Raw genomic sequence first — 15,890 nt, forward strand, 5'->3', positions numbered from 1 at the left:
TGCAAACTAACAGCTCAAGCTGCGCACCGCCCCGCTTCTATCCTGAAGCTTGTGGCGTGCAGCCTGAAGCTGCCTCATCAGATATCCAGCAGCAGACGAGCTGGATCTTCCAGCAGGTTCTTGATTGTCACCAGGAACGTCACGGCTTCTTTACCATCGATCAGACGGTGATCGTAGGACAGCGCCAGATACATCATCGGACGGATAACTACCTGACCGTTGATTGCCATCGGACGTTGCAGAATGTTGTGCATGCCCAGGATAGCCGCTTGCGGCGGGTTGACGATCGGGGTCGACATCATCGAGCCGAAAGTACCACCGTTGGTGATGGTGAAGGTACCACCGATCATCTCTTCCATGGACAGCTTGCCGTCACGGGCTTTCTTGCCGAAAGCAGCGATGCCGCCTTCGATTTCAGCCAGGCTCATGTGTTCTGCGTTACGCAGCACAGGAACCACCAGACCACGGTCGCTGGACACTGCAACGCCTACGTCGGCATAGCCGTGGTAAACGATGTCGGTGCCGTCGATCGAGGCGTTGACAGCCGGGTAGCGTTTCAGTGCTTCGGTGGCAGCCTTGACGAAGAACGACATGAAGCCCAGGCGTACGCCATTGTGGGACTTCTCGAACAGATCCTTGTACTTCGAACGCAGGGCCATGACTTCAGTCATGTCGACTTCGTTGAAAGTTGTCAGCATCGCCATGTTGGACTGGGCTTCAACCAGACGCTTGGCCACGGTGGCACGCACGCGGGTCATCGGCACACGCTTCTCGACGCGATCGCCGGCAGCGAACACAGGAGCAGCAGGCGCGGCGGCAGGCTTGGCAGCCGGTGCAGCAGCAGGCGCGGATTTCTTCGCTTCAACTGCAGCAACCACGTCTTCCTTGGTGATACGGCCGTCTTTACCGGTGCCTTTGACGCTGGCCAGGTTGATGGCGTTTTCTTCAGCCAGTTTGCGCGCAGCCGGTGCAGCGATGGAATCTTCGTCGCCAGCAGCAGCGGCCGGAGCCGCCGCCTGGGCCGGTGCGCCAGCCGCTGGAGCGGCGGCGGCTGCAGGTGCTGCCGAAGCAGTTGCACCCGCATCCAGCGTTGCGATCAGTTCGTTGGACAGGACAGTTTCACCCTCGCCTTTCACGATCGATGCCAGCACGCCGTCAGCTTCTGCCAACACTTCGAGCACGACTTTGTCGGTCTCGATGTCGACCAGAAGCTCGTCACGTTTTACCGCTTCGCCCGGCTGCTTGTGCCATTTGGAAATGGTGCCATCGGCAACTGATTCCGGGAAAGAGGGGGCTTTGATCTCGATAGCCATTATCTGTAATTCCTTAATTCGGTTTCTAATGCGCGAAGGCGTTAAACAGTGAAGGCATCTTTGAGCAGTTTTTCCTGCTGCTCAGCGTGCATCGAAGCGTAGCCACAAGCCGGTGCTGCAGAGGCGTCACGACCGGCATACTCGAGCACGAGGTTGCGGTTGTGATTACCAACGCTGCGACGCAGATGATGCTGGCTGCTGTACCAGGCGCCCTGATTCATCGGCTCTTCCTGACACCACACTGCGTGCTGCAGATTGGTATAAGGAGCAAGCGTTTCCATCAGGTCGTCTTCCGGGAACGGATACAGCTGTTCCAGACGCACGATCATGGTGTCTTCACGGCCTTCGGCACGGCGTTTTTCAAGCAGGTCGTAGTAGACCTTGCCGCTGCACATCACCAGACGCGTAACCTTGGCGGCATCGAGGGTATCGATTTCCGGGATAACGGTCTGGAACGAACCTTCGGCGAGATCTTCCAGGGTCGACACGGCCAGTTTGTGACGCAGCAACGACTTCGGAGTCAGCACGATCAACGGCTTGCGCAGCGGACGAATCACCTGACGACGCAGCAAGTGGTAAATCTGCGCCGGGGTAGTCGGCACGCACACCTGAATGTTGTGCTCGGCACACCCTTGCAGGTAACGCTCAAGACGCGCAGAGGAGTGCTCCGGTCCCTGCCCTTCATAACCGTGGGGCAGCAACATGGTCAGACCGCACAGACGGCCCCACTTGTGCTCGCCGCTGGTGATGAACTGGTCGATGACCACTTGGGCACCGTTGGCGAAGTCGCCGAACTGGGCTTCCCAGATAACCAGTGCATCTGGCTGGGTCGTCGAGTAGCCGTATTCGAAGGCCAGTACGGCTTCTTCCGACAGGAAGGAGTCATACAGGTCGAAACGTGGCTGACCGGCGTACAGATTCTGCAGCGGGATGTAGGTCCCGGAATCTTTCTGGTTGTGCAGCACCGCATGACGGTGCGAGAACGTACCGCGGCCGATGTCCTGGCCGGTCATGCGAATCGGGTGACCTTCGAACGCCAGAGTCGCGTACGCCATGGTTTCGGCGTAACCCCAGTTGATCGGCAGGCCGCCTGCTTGCATCTTCTGACGGTCTTCGTAGATCTTCTGCACCTGACGCTGAACCACGAAGCCTTCTGGCAGCTCCATGAGTTTGGCGGACAGTTCCTGCAGGGTTTTCAGATCGAAGCGGGTGTCATGACGCGCAGTCCAGGCGTGGCCCAGGTATGGACGCCAGTCCACGAACAATTCCTTGTTCGGCTCTTTGACCAGGCTTTTGACGACATGCAGACCGTTGTCCAGCGCGTTGCGATAGTCATCGATTTTCGCCTGCACGCGGGCGTCATCGAGTACACCGGCCTTGATCAGGCTCTCGGCGTACAACTCGCGGGTGGTGCGCTGCTTGGCGATCTGCTGGTACATCAACGGCTGGGTGCCGCTTGGTTCGTCCGCTTCGTTGTGACCGCGACGACGGTAGCAGACCAGGTCGATCACCACGTCACGCTTGAACTGCATGCGGTAATCGATCGCCAGCTGGGTCACGAATACGACGGCTTCAGGGTCATCGCCATTTACATGGAGAATCGGCGCCTGAATCATCTTGGCAACGTCGGTCGCGTACTCGGTGGAGCGCGAGTCTTCCGGGTTGCTGATGGTGAAACCCACCTGGTTGTTGATGACGATGTGGATCGTGCCGCCCGTCTTGAAGCCGCGAGTCTGCGACATCTGGAAGGTTTCCATGACCACGCCCTGCCCTGCAAAAGCAGCATCACCGTGGAGGGAAATGGGCAGAACCTTGTCACCGTTCGGATCGTTACGACGATCCTGACGCGCGCGCACAGACCCTTCGACCACCGGAGAAACGATCTCCAGGTGAGACGGGTTGAACGCCATGGCCAAGTGAACTTCACCGCCTGCGGTCATCACGTTCGAGGAGAAACCCTGGTGATACTTGACGTCACCGGAGCCCAGCTCGACTTTTTTCTTGCCTTCGAACTCGTCGAACAGGTCGCGCGGGTTCTTGCCGAAGGTGTTGACCAGGACGTTCAGGCGACCACGGTGGGCCATGCCGATCACGATTTCCTTGGTGCCGTACGAACCGGAACGCTGGATCAACTCATCCAGCATCGGGATCAGGCTTTCGCCACCTTCCAGACCGAAACGCTTGGTACCCGGGTATTTGGTACCCAGGTATTTTTCAAGGCCTTCAGCGGCGGTTACGCGCTCAAGCAAGTGGCTCTTGATGTCGGCGGAAAAATCCGGACGACCACGAACACTTTCAAGACGCTGCATGAACCAGTTGCGCTGCTCGGAATCCACGATGTGCGTAAATTCAGAACCGATGGTGCGGCAATATGTCTGCTGCAACGTCTCGTGAATTTCGCGTAGGCTCGCTTCCTCTTTGCCAATGAACAAGTCACCGGCACGGAATGTGGTATCCAGATCAGCGTTGGTCAGACCGTAGTGATTGATCGACAGATCAGCAATCACAGGACGTTGCCACAGGCCCAGCGGATCGAGCTGGGCTGCCTGATGGCCACGCATACGGTAAGCCTGGATAAGTCGCAGTACTTCGACCTGTTTCTTCTCGTGCTCGCTGCTCACGCTCCCGGCGGATACCGGCTGAGCGCGGCGCTGGTTTTTAGCCAGCAACACGAAATGATCGCGAATCGTCGAATGCGATACATCGGTGGCAGTGCTGCCGTCAGCGGGCAACTTCTGAAAGTAGGTGCGCCACTCTTCTGGCACAGCGTTAGGGTCGTGCAGGTAAAGCTCATAGAGCTCTTCCACATAGGCAGCGTTACCACCGGAAAGGTGGGCACTGTTCCACATGCGCTGCATCACGCTTTCTTGCATGCTTGGTCACCCTCGGTAAGGGGACACCACCGGCGAAGACACCACAGCAAACCTGAGATAGTCATGTGCAGCGACTGTATCAAGTCACTAAGGATCACGCAGATAGTCCGGGTACCAGCCCGGATGCCCCTGCTGGTCTCATTTCTTCAAAATAAGAGCCGCAGCATTAAAAGCTGCTGCTCAGGTTAAAACTACGGCGCCGGTTGAAGCCTGCGCCGCAGCGATTTCGGTACAGCAGTGTAACGGGTACAGCAGTCGAATCAGACGCCGTTTTGCAGAAGCATGTTACGAACGTGACCAATAGCCTTGGTTGGGTTAAGGCCTTTCGGGCAAACGTTGACGCAGTTCATGATCCCGCGGCAGCGGAATACGCTGAACGGATCGTCCAGTGCCGCCAGTCGCTCGGCAGTCTGGTTGTCACGGCTGTCAGCCAGGAAACGATAGGCTTGCAGCAACGCAGCCGGACCGAGGAACTTGTCCGGATTCCACCAGAAGGACGGGCACGAAGTCGAACAGCAGGCGCACAGGATGCACTCGTACAAGCCGTCGAGCTTCTCACGTTCTTCTGGAGTCTGCAGACGCTCGATGGCCGGAGCCGGAGTGTCGTTGAGCAGATATGGCTTAACCTTCTCGTACTGCTTGTAGAAGATGCTCATATCGACGACCAGGTCACGGATCACCGGCAAACCAGGCAATGGACGAACCACCAGCTTGTTTTTCTTGACCACGGCGGACAGCGGCGTGATACACGCCAGACCGTTCTTGCCGTTGATGTTCATGCCATCGGAACCACAAACGCCTTCACGGCAAGAGCGACGATAGGAAAAGCCTTCGTCCTGCTCTTTGATCAAGGCCAGCACGTCCAGGACCATGATGTCTTTACCACCGGTATCGACCTGGAATTCCTGCATGAACGGCGCAGCGTCCCGATCCGGGTTGTAGCGATAAACACTGACTTGCAACATATCGGCCACCCTTAGTAAGTCCGAATCATGGGTTCGAAAGTCGGAACAGTCTTCGGCGAGAAGTTCACGGCACGCTTGGCTACACGTTTTTCACCCGGGAAATACAGGGTGTGGCACAGCCAGTTCTGGTCGTCGCGATCTTCGTAGTCTTCACGGGCGTGAGCACCGCGGGACTCTTTACGAACTTCGGCGGCGATCGCTGTTGCTTCGGCCACTTCAAGCAGGTTCTGCAGCTCAAGCGCTTCGATTCGAGCCGTGTTGAACGCCTGGCTCTTGTCGTTGATCTTGACGTTGGAAATGCGCTGACGCAGGTCCGCCAGTTGGGCGATACCCTTCTGCATGTATTCGCCAGTACGGAATACACCGAAGTAGTTCTGCATGCAGCTTTGCAGCTCTTTGCGCAGGGAAGCGACGTCTTCGCCGGTTTCACGAGCGTTAAGACCCGCCAGACGCTCAAGGGCGAAATCAACGTCGGTTTCAGTGGCCCGACGGTAGTCGACACCTTCACGCAGGCTTTGTTCCAGGTGGATGCCCGCAGCACGACCGAACACCACCAGATCGAGAAGCGAGTTGCCGCCCAGACGGTTGGCACCGTGAACCGATACGCAAGCCACTTCGCCTACAGCGAACAGGCCTGGAATGATCTGGTCGACGCCAGCAGCGTCCTGGGTGATTGCCTGACCATGAATGTTGGTGGCAACGCCGCCCATCATGTAGTGGCAGGTCGGTACAACCGGGATCGGCGCAACGGCCGGATCGACGTGTGCGAAGGTCTTGGACAATTCCATGATGCCTGGCAGACGACTGTGCAGCACTTCTTCGCCCAGGTGATCGAGCTTGAGCATCACGTGATCGCCATCGGGACCACAGCCGTTACCGGCAATGATTTCCTTGACCATCGAACGTGCCACAACGTCACGACCCGCAAGGTCTTTGGCGTTCGGAGCATAACGCTCCATGAAACGCTCGCCGTGCTTGTTGATCAGGTATCCACCTTCACCACGGCAACCTTCCGTGACCAGTACACCTGCACCGGCAATGCCGGTCGGGTGGAACTGCCACATTTCGATGTCCTGAACCGGAACACCCGCACGCAATGCCATGCCAACGCCGTCGCCGGTATTGATCAGGGCGTTGGTGGTGGAGGAATAGATGCGCCCGGCGCCGCCGGTGGCCAGTACAGTCGCATTCGCGCGAATGTAGGAGGTTTCACCGGTTTCAATGCAGATAGCAATGATGCCGACGAACACGCCGTCCTGGTTCTTCACCAGATCCACTGCATAGTATTCGTTGAGGAATACAGTGCCGGCTTTCAGGTTGGCCTGGTACAGGGTGTGCAACAGCGCGTGACCGGTACGGTCGGCAGCTGCGCAGGTACGTGCGGCCTGACCGCCCTTGCCGAAGTCCTTGGACTGACCACCGAAAGGACGCTGATAGATACGGCCCTGCTCGGTACGCGAGAACGGCAGGCCCATGTGTTCGAGTTCGAACACGGCTTCCGGACCTACGGAACACATGTATTCGATAGCGTCCTGGTCACCGATGTAGTCGGAACCCTTGACGGTATCGTACATGTGCCAGCGCCAGTCATCGTTCGGATCTGCCGAAGCGATGGCGCAGGTGATGCCGCCTTGAGCGGAAACGGTGTGGGAACGAGTCGGGAACACCTTGGTGACCACGGCAGTCTTGTGACCGCCTTGTGCCAGCTGCAATGCCGCGCGCATGCCAGCACCGCCGCCACCGATAATGATGGCGTCAAACGAAAGCGTATTAATGTTAGCCATGAATCAGATACCCCAAAGAATCTGCACGCCCCAGACGAAGTAAGCGAACATCGCAACGCCGCACACTGCCTGGAAAAGGAAACGGATCGCAGTCGCCGGCTTGCCCAGCGCCATCGGCGTCAGGTAGTCGGTGGCAATGGTCCACATGCCGACCCAGGCGTGAGCGCCCAAGGCAACGAGGGCCAGCAGACTGAAGATACGCATCCCGTTATGCGCGAACAGACCATGCCATTGGGCATAACCCAGACCTGGGTGCGCAATGATGTATCCGATCAGGAAAATGAAATAAGCCGCGAGCACGACCGCAGATACGCGCTGCGCCATCCAGTCATAAAGACCCGAACGCGAGAGGTTAGTGACGTTGGTTACCATATCCAGACTCCCGCCAGAACGATCAGCACCGCAGACACGGCGATAACGATTTTCGAGCCCAGCTTGCCGCCTTCCAGCGTTTCACCGACACCCATGTCCATAACCAGGTGGCGAATACCGGCCACGAGGTGATACAGCAAGGCGGAGAACAGACCCCAGGCGACGAACTTGGCCAGCGGACTGGTCATGCATGCCTTCACCTCGTCAAAACCCTCTTGCGAACCCAGCGATTTGCTCAATGCCCAAAGCATGATTGCAAGACCGAGGAAGAGAATGATGCCGGAAACACGGTGAAGAAATGATGTAACGCCGGTGATGGGGAGTTTGATGGTCCTTAGATCTAGGTTTACAGGTCGTTGGCTATTCACGGCTTTTTTCACACTGAAGAGCCCCTAACAATCAGGGCAAGTTGTTGGGAAGTGCACTGGTCAGGTACCCACTACCCAGGAAGTGACGACCCCCAGCAAACAGGCCCTAAAACCCCCTGGCGGTCGGACGCCGAGTATAGACAGTTAGGTCGCTAATGACAACGCAGGGACACCTCCCAAATGGCTGATTGCGCTTGCAGGATAAAAAGGGTAAGCGACAGAATGTCGCAGGGAAATACCGGCATGAAAGCCTTCTGGAACACGACCTTAGGCAAATTGACTTTAGATATTATCTATCTATAGTGGTGCGGGCCCTGCGTGGGGGGTCTGTCTGATGATTTGAAGCATAAATAGGAGGCCACATGGCTGACAAAAAAGCGCAGTTGATCATCGAGGGCGCAGCCCCCGTCGAGCTGCCCATTCTGACCGGCACCGTAGGTCCCGATGTAATCGACGTACGCGGTCTTACCGCCACCGGCCGCTTCACATTTGACCCTGGATTCATGTCGACCGCCTCTTGCGAGTCGAAAATCACCTATATCGATGGTGACAACGGCATCTTGCTGCATCGGGGCTATCCGATCGAGCAGCTCGCCGACCAGTCCGATTATCTGGAAACCTGCTATCTGCTGCTCAATGGCGAACTGCCAACTGCCGAGCAGAAGGCCCAGTTCGTGGTAATCGTCAAGAACCACACCATGGTTCACGAGCAGCTGAAGACCTTTTTCAACGGCTTCCGTCGCGACGCCCACCCGATGGCCGTCATGTGCGGCGTAGTCGGCGCCCTGTCGGCGTTCTATCACGACTCTCTGGACATCAACAATCCACAGCACCGTGAAATTTCGGCGATCCGTCTGGTCGCGAAAATGCCGACCCTGGCAGCAATGGTTTACAAGTACTCCATGGGCCAACCCATGATGTACCCGCGTAATGACCTGAGCTATGCGGAAAACTTCCTGCACATGATGTTCAACACACCGTGCGAGATCAAACCGATCAGCCCGGTACTGGCCAAGGCGATGGACAAGATTTTCATTCTCCATGCCGATCATGAACAGAATGCCTCGACGTCAACCGTACGGATGGCAGGCTCCTCCGGTGCCAACCCGTTCGCGTGTATCGCTGCCGGTATCGCTGCACTCTGGGGTCCGGCACACGGCGGCGCCAACGAAGCGGTGTTGTCGATGCTTGACGAGATCGGCGATGTTTCGAACATCGACAAGTTCATCGCCAAGGCGAAGGACAAGAACGATCCGTTCAAACTGATGGGCTTCGGTCATCGGGTTTACAAAAACCGCGACCCTCGCGCCACTGTGATGAAGCAGACCTGCGACGAAGTTCTCAAGGAACTGGGCATTACCAATGACCCACAACTCGAACTGGCCATGCGCCTGGAAGAAATTGCCCTGACCGACCCGTACTTCATCGAGCGCTCGCTGTATCCGAACGTCGATTTCTACTCGGGCATCATCCTCAAGGCTATCGGCATCCCGACCAGCATGTTCACCGTGATCTTCGCCTTGGCGCGGACTGTCGGCTGGATTTCCCACTGGAAGGAAATGCTTTCCAGTCCGTACAAGATTGGCCGTCCACGCCAGCTGTACACCGGCTACGTATCTCGCGATATCGTGCCCCTGGAAGAACGCAAGTAAGCTCAACGCCGAACGTGAAAAAGGGCTGCCATTGTCGTAAATCAGTTCAGATCATTTCTTCTCTGCGCGATCCTTCAGCGCCTTCAAGGTATTGAAGGGCGCGTCGACCACGAACTTGTTCGCCAACCATGAAGGCACGCTACCACCCGGCTCGGTGTGAACCTGGTAAGTGACTTGCGTCCTGTCAGCCCCCAGTGGCAGAAACTTCCAGAAACCCTCGACCTGGGCGACACGCACAAAGCCCTGCTCCTCGGGGATGTACTTGGGCTGGCCTTCCAGTTTGCGGATCAGACTGCCATCCGCACCCTGCTCGGAGGTCACTTCAAGCACCGAGTCGCGGGGCGTCACCGGCCAAGGCGTATTGAACTGGGTGTAGGTCCAGGCCTTGTTGCCCTCATGCTTGAGCAACTTTTGTGATTTGCATTCATGAACCCAGGCACAGGCGCCAGCCACGTCTTCCTGCAACCCGCGCAGCTTGGCAATGCTGGCATTGATCACGGTCTCGCCGCGATAGGCCTTGTATTTGGAACCCGCCACCTCACTCAGGGAGACCTTGATCCCTCCTTCGTCCTTGGCGACTTGCCAGTCTTCAGCCTGGGCAGTTGCTGCCATCAGCACCGTAAACCCACAGACGACCGCTATTCGATGCAGCGAACCCATTGTTGTATTCCTTATTGTTGGAAATTCGATAAATCACTTCTGCCGAACAGCCTGTTTCACGCAACTGCTGTCGCCGCCTCCCACCAATTGATGATGCGAATGGCGTCAGCCTGATCAACCCCACAGACATCGGCGGCCGCCTTGAACTCGCTGCACACCGCTGGTCGTTCGGGCTTACCAAACAAGCCACACAGGGCTTCGACCGATAAATGCAGGCAACGTTCTCCAGCAGGCTTGCCCTCTGGCATGCCCGGAATGGGAGAACTGATGGAAGGAGCGATACAGCAGGCACCACAACCGGAGCGGCATTCCATGACTCATACACTTTGCAAAAAATGACGAGTCGATAGTAACCGCTGAAACGACTGTTTGAAAATGCCTTGGTTTCGAGCGGTCCACTGCAGAGGCGAGGAATCCGGTTATTGCTTGAACTTGAAGTCCAACGCCGCACCCTCAACATCGCGGCGATTGTCATTGCGCATCTGCAACTGCATTTCATTGCTCAACAGTCGGCCATTGAGCTGAAACGGCCCACCACCCGAGGAGCCATCACCAAACATCTGCGGCAGGATTGGCTTGCGCGGCGCGGCGATCACTGATTTAGGCGGCGTCATCTGCTTGACCAACTCCGGGGGCAGGCTCAAATCCAGCTTGGGCGGGTTCAGGCGCGTATCTTTAGTGACTTCTTTTTTCGCCGTGACGGTTTTCTTACCCGCCTGCTCGCGCTTGATAGTCAGTGTGGATTCGGCCTTGGTCTTGGCGATAGGAAGGCCGGACGCAGGCGCCTTGGCATTGTCGTCCTTAGGCAAAGCGGCGTCCGCCGCGACGGACGCCTTGGATGCGCTGGACGCACCACCTTTGGTGACGACGACCGGCACCACTCCAACGTTGGGTTTCAACTCATGCACCGCCGGCCGCGACGGCTCGGCTGGCGACACCGTAGCTTCGACAACCTTGGATGCGGGTTCGACGATAGCTGCCGGAACGTCAAGAGTCGGGGTCAGATCAGGCGCCGGGGCAACGGGAATTTCGACTTTCTTTTCAGCAGCAACTTTCGGCTTGGGCACGGCAGCGTCCTGAGAATCGCAGGCGCTCAGCAGAAAAATCATCAACAATCCGACACAGCGAAAGGCAGTCATAGGCAACGGCAGTCAAGGTTGAGAATCATATGCTGGCCTCTTGACCTGTCCCTGACAAGCCAAGAGATTCAAATGGACACAATTAGCGACGTTTGCGCAGGCTAGAGCCCTTTGTGCCCCATCAATACGGTTCGACAGCTTCCTCACAGAGTTGTTTCGCCAACATTCCCAAGGTCATCAAGGCGCGTTCCGCCTCACGATTCCAAGGGACGCCACAGTTGAGGCGAATGCAGTGATTGAATTGTTCTGTATTGCTGAAAATCAGTCCCGGAGCGATGCTGATGCCCTGTTCAAGTGCCCGAACATGCAGCTCCTGGGTATTCACCCTCCCCGGCAAACTCACCCAGAGGATAAATCCACCGGTTGGACGACTCATCTGCGTGCCTTCGGGGAAAAACTGCTGCACCGCCAATTGAAAGGCGCTGAGGTTTTTCCGGTATTCAAGACGAATGAAGCGCAAATGCCGGTCGTAACCGCCGTTTTCAAGGTACGCCGCAACACCCATCTGCGTGACACTGCAGGCTGAATGAGTACTGAATGTCTGCAGACGCTGAATTTCTGGCTGATATTTGCCGGCAATCATCCAGCCGATACGCACGCCCGGCGACAAGGTCTTGGAAAAGCTGGAGCAATAAATCACCCGCCCCAGCCGATCAAATGCCTTCAAGGCCTTGGTCCGGCCCAGCTCGAACATCAACTCGCCATAGATATCGTCTTCAACGATCTGAATATCGAAATCGGAGGCCAGACGCAGCAGGTGCTTTTGCCGCTCTTCCGGAATGGTACCGCCCAAGGGATTGCTCAGCCGGGATGTCAGCACCAACGCCTTGATTGACCATTGGTTGGCGGCCAACTGCAAAGCTTCCAGGCTGATCCCGGTGGCGGGATCACTGGGAATTTCAATGACCTTCAGACCCAGCAGGTCAGCCAATTGCAACAGGCCGTAATAAGTAGGCGACTCTGCGGCGATCAGATCGCCAGGACGAGTCAGAACCCGCAGCGACATCTGCAGGGCATCGACGCAGCCATGAGTAATAACCACTTCAGATGGATCTACCACCACGCCAGCATCACGCATTCGAATTGCAACCTGACGGCGCAATGGTTCAAATCCGGGGCTGAACATATAGCTGAAGGCACGCGGGCTGTGAAAGCGGGTGACCTTGGCGATCTGCTGATGCAAGGCGCGGACCGGCAGATAATCGACGTGCGGTACCGCCGCGCCGAGAGGGAACACCCCTTCGCGCCGCGATTCCACCAATACCTGTTGAATGATGCTGCTGCGCGTGACCAGGCCCGGCCGCTCGACACGAGCGATATCGGGCGTCGGCGCGGTGAGCGCGGGCGTCTGGTGAACGTAATAGCCTGACTGGGGCCGCGCGCGAATCAACCCTTGGTCTTCCAGATTCGCATAGGCCTGCAGGACGGTCGCATGGCTGACGTTAAGCTGCGAACTCATCTTGCGCACCGACGGAACGCGCTCGCCGGGCTGATAAACACCGCGACGAATGTCTTCAGCCAATTGCTGAGCGATTCTTTGGTAAAGCAGAAGATTGGTCATCGAACGGCCTCAATGCTGCCGGCGACTTATTTTTATAGAGGAAATAAATCGAGTAGTCACCAGAACAGTTCTGAAGTGTACTGGGACAGTTTGCTTATCCGCCAGTCCTGAAGCGATTGAATTAAATAATGACCGGGCATAACGGCCAATTTAAGCGCTGAACCGGACAGAGATCCGCTGCCCGACTATCGGGCAGTGGATTTATTTCAGCGAGCGGCGCCTAAACGACCGGTGGCATCGGAGAAAACGATTTCCACACGGCGATTCTGCGCCCTGCCCCGCTCGGAGGCGTTCACTTCAACCGGATATTGCGCGCCGTAACCCTGGACTTCGATGCGCTTGTCATCGATTCCCAGGTCAGTCAGCACGTCGGCGACCGACTGCGCCCGGTCTTTGGACAGTTGCAGGTTGGTTTGTTCATCACCGGTGTTATCCGCGTAACCCTCGATACGGACTACACGCTGCGGGTTGAGCAGCAGAAACTGCACGACCTTGAGCACGGTGCGATTCGCCGAATTCTTGAGTTCTGCATGCCCCGTATCGAACAGAACATCGCCCAAGGTCATGACCAAGCCGCGTTCGGTCTGGGTCGTGGCGAGGCTGACGATCTGGTCTTCCAGCCACTTGCCCTGTTGTTGAGCGCTGGCCAGCTTGGATTCACGCAACGCCAGTTGCAGACGCTGGCGGTCCATCTCCATCTTCGCCAGACGCTCCTGATTGAGCAGCAGATTGCTGTTTTCCCGGGCTATTTCGCTGTAGCGGCTGCTGAGATAGGCGTAATGCGCGACGTCATCGCCGCTGCCCACATAGCTGGAAAGCCGTTCGGCACGACCGAGCAGTTCACCGGCCCGAATCACATCCCTGGGCGCACTGCGCAACACGTCGGTGTCTTCGCGGACCTTCTGAAAATCAGTACCGGCCTGCTGGAGTGCCTGCCCACTGTTCTGATGAGCGGCGCAACCGTAAAGCCCCGCCGAGCTCAATAGCAAACCCAGACTCAATATCCGTGGCAGACGATTCATTGCGTAACCCCCAACTGTTTGCGTAAACGGTTGAGACGGGTGTTGAGCTGAGTGATCTGCTCCTGACTTTTGCCCGTCAGGACTCGCGCCTCGGCGAGCCGCGCATCGAGCTCGGCCTGCTCAGCCTGCATGCGCGCCTGCTTGTAGGATTTGCTGGCCATATCGGCACGCACCCCGGCGAGCTTTTCTTCAGCGGTGTGCAGCTCGGGCTGCTCGTCGGTGGCGCCAACAGCCTTGGCTTGCTCGATGGCTTTTTCAGTCAGTTTCAGTTGTTCGATCGGCGCCGGATCGCTGGCGCAACCCACTAACGTGGCGACCGCCAGAGCGGCTAATAATGGGCGAATACTCACAAAAACATTCCTACTTGTTTGGGGCGCTGACGCTGGCCGGTTGCAGTAGCTGCGCTTTCCAGAGTTCCAGATTGCGCGTCACCGCTTCGCCCGACAGGTCGGAGGCGGCCGATTCTGTCATCTTTTTCGCCAGCTGTCCGCGCAGCCATGAATCGTTGCAGGCCGAATTGAAAGAAAGCGCGAGGTACAGACCGGGCTTATCCACGGCTGTCGGTTGCGCAATCAGGTCCTGGGAAAGCCCCAGCGTCTGGACCATTGCCATGCCGGCATAGCGCCCCGCAAACACGTAATCCACCTGCCCCAACATCAGCTTTTGAAACACCTCGGTCAAGCCAGGCAGTCGCTCGACGCGAAGATGCTCTTTGACCGTTGCACTAAACGGCGACGTCAGACGAATCCTTTCCGAAGCGGCGCCCTGAAAGCCGGCAAGATCAGTCAGCGAGCTGAAAGGCTGCACCTGATCGCGCCGCTTCCAGAGCATGATGTCGTTGTGACTGATCGGCGGATGCACGTAATCCAGCGAGTCCAGTTCGGCGACATTCAGCGGCGCATCCACCAGCAGATCCATGCGCCCGCTGCGCACTTCGTCCACGGCCTGGCTGCGTTTTCCGGCGTACAGCAGCTCGACTTTGATGCCGATATCCGCCGCTGCCCGCTTGAGCAAATCCGCGTTCGCCCCGATCAGATGTTTCGGATCCTGAGGGTCACGCCAGAGGAATGGCGGAGCGTCAGGACTGCCGGTGGCGATCAGGCGCTCACATTTTCCTGCGGCAAACGTCAGGCTCGGGCCAAGCAACAGGCCCAGAAAAAGCGATGACAGCAGCCGCTTGGGCTGACCCATGAGAGCATCCTTTTTTAAATCCAATAAAAAACCCGCCTGTCCAAACCGCACAAGCCCGCAGCAACTCGCTGCAATGCTCATCCAGCCCGAATAGACGGGTCTCTTTATAAGTGAAGCGTCTGGATTAAACCAGCTTCTCCAACTCAGGTATTGCTTCGAACAGATCAGCTACCAGACCGTAATCGGCCACCTGGAAAATCGGCGCTTCTTCGTCCTTGTTGATCGCAACGATCACTTTGGAGTCTTTCATGCCGGCCAGATGCTGGATCGCGCCGGAAATACCGACTGCGATGTACAACTGTGGAGCAACGATCTTGCCGGTCTGACCGACCTGCATGTCGTTGGGTACGAAACCTGCGTCGACCGCAGCGCGGGAAGCGCCGACAGCTGCGCCGAGTTTGTCCGCCAGAGCGTACAGGTGTTTGAAGTTGTCACCGTTCTGCATGCCGCGACCGCCGGAAACGACGATTTTGGCAGCGGTCAATTCAGGACGATCAGACTTGGCCAGCTCTTCGCCGACGAAGCTTGATTTGCCTGCATCGTGAGCGGCGGAAACCGCTTCAACCGTAGCCGAACCACCTTCAGCAGCAACCGGATCAAAGCCGGTGGAACGCACGGTGATGACTTTTACCGCAGCGGAGGACTGAACAGTCGCAATGGCGTTACCGGCATAGATCGGACGCTTGAAAGTGTCCGGCGATTCCACCGAGATGATTTCGGAGATCTGATCAACATCCAGCTGCGCAGCAACGCGGGGCAGGATGTTTTTGCCGTTGGAAGTGGCCGCAGCCAGGATGTGGCTGTAACCCGAGGCAAGCTCAACAACCAGCGGCGCGATGTTTTCCGGCAACTGGTGCGCGTAGGCAGCATTGTAACGGCTGCAGCCACGGTGTTCAGGGTGGCCGGAGCCAGCGTTGCGTTGTCGTGTTCGGCGATTACGAGGATAGTCATGATCAGATCACCTTCGCTTCGTTTTTCAGTTTCTCGACC

At 57.2% G+C, this 15,890-nt stretch carries 14 protein-coding genes and 1 pseudogene; 1 reads left to right on the forward strand and 14 read right to left on the reverse strand.

The window, feature by feature from the left end; all coding sequences use genetic code 11:
- Nucleotides 1-77: 77 nt before the first annotated feature.
- From odhB to sdhC, 6 genes are all read right to left on the reverse strand, one after another.
- On the reverse strand, nt 78-1,313 hold the full coding sequence (gene odhB / locus CFII64_RS03195) for a 2-oxoglutarate dehydrogenase complex dihydrolipoyllysine-residue succinyltransferase (protein ID WP_020289322.1): 1,236 nt from the start codon (nt 1,311-1,313) through the stop codon (nt 78-80).
- Between the two features lie 41 nt (nt 1,314-1,354).
- A complete protein-coding gene (locus CFII64_RS03200) occupies nt 1,355-4,186 on the reverse strand; it encodes a 2-oxoglutarate dehydrogenase E1 component (RefSeq protein ID WP_020289323.1) in 2,832 nt (943 codons plus the stop codon).
- A gap of 260 nt (nt 4,187-4,446) precedes the next feature.
- Nucleotides 4,447-5,151 (reverse strand): succinate dehydrogenase iron-sulfur subunit, encoded by a 705-nt coding sequence (locus CFII64_RS03205; protein WP_020289324.1) that lies wholly within the window; start codon nt 5,149-5,151, stop codon nt 4,447-4,449.
- 11 nt (nt 5,152-5,162) lie between these two features.
- Nucleotides 5,163-6,935 carry a succinate dehydrogenase flavoprotein subunit gene (sdhA, locus tag CFII64_RS03210; protein WP_020289325.1) on the reverse strand — a complete coding sequence of 591 codons (1,773 nt, stop codon included), beginning with the start codon at nt 6,933-6,935 and terminating at the stop codon, nt 5,163-5,165.
- 3 nt (nt 6,936-6,938) lie between these two features.
- A complete protein-coding gene (gene sdhD / locus CFII64_RS03215; RefSeq protein ID WP_020289326.1) occupies nt 6,939-7,307 on the reverse strand; it encodes a succinate dehydrogenase, hydrophobic membrane anchor protein in 369 nt (122 codons plus the stop codon).
- The gene (gene sdhC / locus CFII64_RS03220; protein WP_020289327.1) at nt 7,301-7,687 is read right to left on the reverse strand and encodes a succinate dehydrogenase, cytochrome b556 subunit; all 387 of its coding nucleotides are present in this window, start codon (nt 7,685-7,687) and stop codon (nt 7,301-7,303) included. Before sdhC ends, sdhD begins: the two co-directional genes overlap by 7 nt.
- 350 nt (nt 7,688-8,037) lie before the next feature.
- Here sdhC and gltA point away from each other — a divergent pair, with 350 nt between their 5' ends.
- A complete protein-coding gene (gene gltA / locus CFII64_RS03225) occupies nt 8,038-9,327 on the forward strand; it encodes a citrate synthase (protein ID WP_020289328.1) in 1,290 nt (429 codons plus the stop codon).
- 51 nt (nt 9,328-9,378) lie between these two features.
- Here gltA and CFII64_RS03230 read toward each other — a convergent pair whose 3' ends face one another.
- From CFII64_RS03230 to CFII64_RS03265, 8 genes and pseudogenes are all read right to left on the reverse strand, one after another.
- Complete coding sequence (locus CFII64_RS03230) at nt 9,379-9,987, reverse strand: START domain-containing protein (RefSeq protein ID WP_020289329.1); 609 nt, start codon at nt 9,985-9,987, stop codon at nt 9,379-9,381.
- A 56-nt stretch (nt 9,988-10,043) separates the two neighbouring features.
- Nucleotides 10,044-10,301, reverse strand: coding sequence for a YkgJ family cysteine cluster protein (locus CFII64_RS03235; protein WP_020289330.1), 258 nt, complete (start codon nt 10,299-10,301; stop codon nt 10,044-10,046).
- A gap of 105 nt (nt 10,302-10,406) precedes the next feature.
- Complete coding sequence (locus tag CFII64_RS03240) at nt 10,407-11,126, reverse strand: hypothetical protein (protein ID WP_044901129.1); 720 nt, start codon at nt 11,124-11,126, stop codon at nt 10,407-10,409.
- A 121-nt stretch (nt 11,127-11,247) separates the two neighbouring features.
- Nucleotides 11,248-12,687: a PLP-dependent aminotransferase family protein gene (locus CFII64_RS03245; protein ID WP_020289332.1), complete on the reverse strand. Its 1,440-nt coding sequence runs from the start codon at nt 12,685-12,687 to the stop codon at nt 11,248-11,250.
- 206 nt (nt 12,688-12,893) lie between these two features.
- On the reverse strand, nt 12,894-13,709 hold the full coding sequence (locus tag CFII64_RS03250) for an OmpA family protein (RefSeq protein WP_020289333.1): 816 nt from the start codon (nt 13,707-13,709) through the stop codon (nt 12,894-12,896).
- Nucleotides 13,706-14,059 (reverse strand): DUF4398 domain-containing protein, encoded by a 354-nt coding sequence (locus CFII64_RS03255; protein WP_020289334.1) that lies wholly within the window; start codon nt 14,057-14,059, stop codon nt 13,706-13,708. The genes CFII64_RS03250 and CFII64_RS03255 overlap by 4 nt, the downstream gene beginning before the upstream one ends.
- A gap of 10 nt (nt 14,060-14,069) precedes the next feature.
- Nucleotides 14,070-14,900, reverse strand: coding sequence for an ABC transporter substrate-binding protein (locus CFII64_RS03260; protein WP_020289335.1), 831 nt, complete (start codon nt 14,898-14,900; stop codon nt 14,070-14,072).
- Nucleotides 14,901-15,024: 124 nt separating this feature from the next.
- Nucleotides 15,025-15,851 (reverse strand): annotated as a pseudogene (locus tag CFII64_RS03265) (electron transfer flavoprotein subunit alpha/FixB family protein).
- Nucleotides 15,852-15,890: the final 39 nt, after the last annotated feature.

The organism is Pseudomonas sp. CFII64 (assembly GCF_000416235.1).
In the GTDB taxonomy this organism is placed as follows: Bacteria; Pseudomonadota; Gammaproteobacteria; order Pseudomonadales; family Pseudomonadaceae; genus Aquipseudomonas.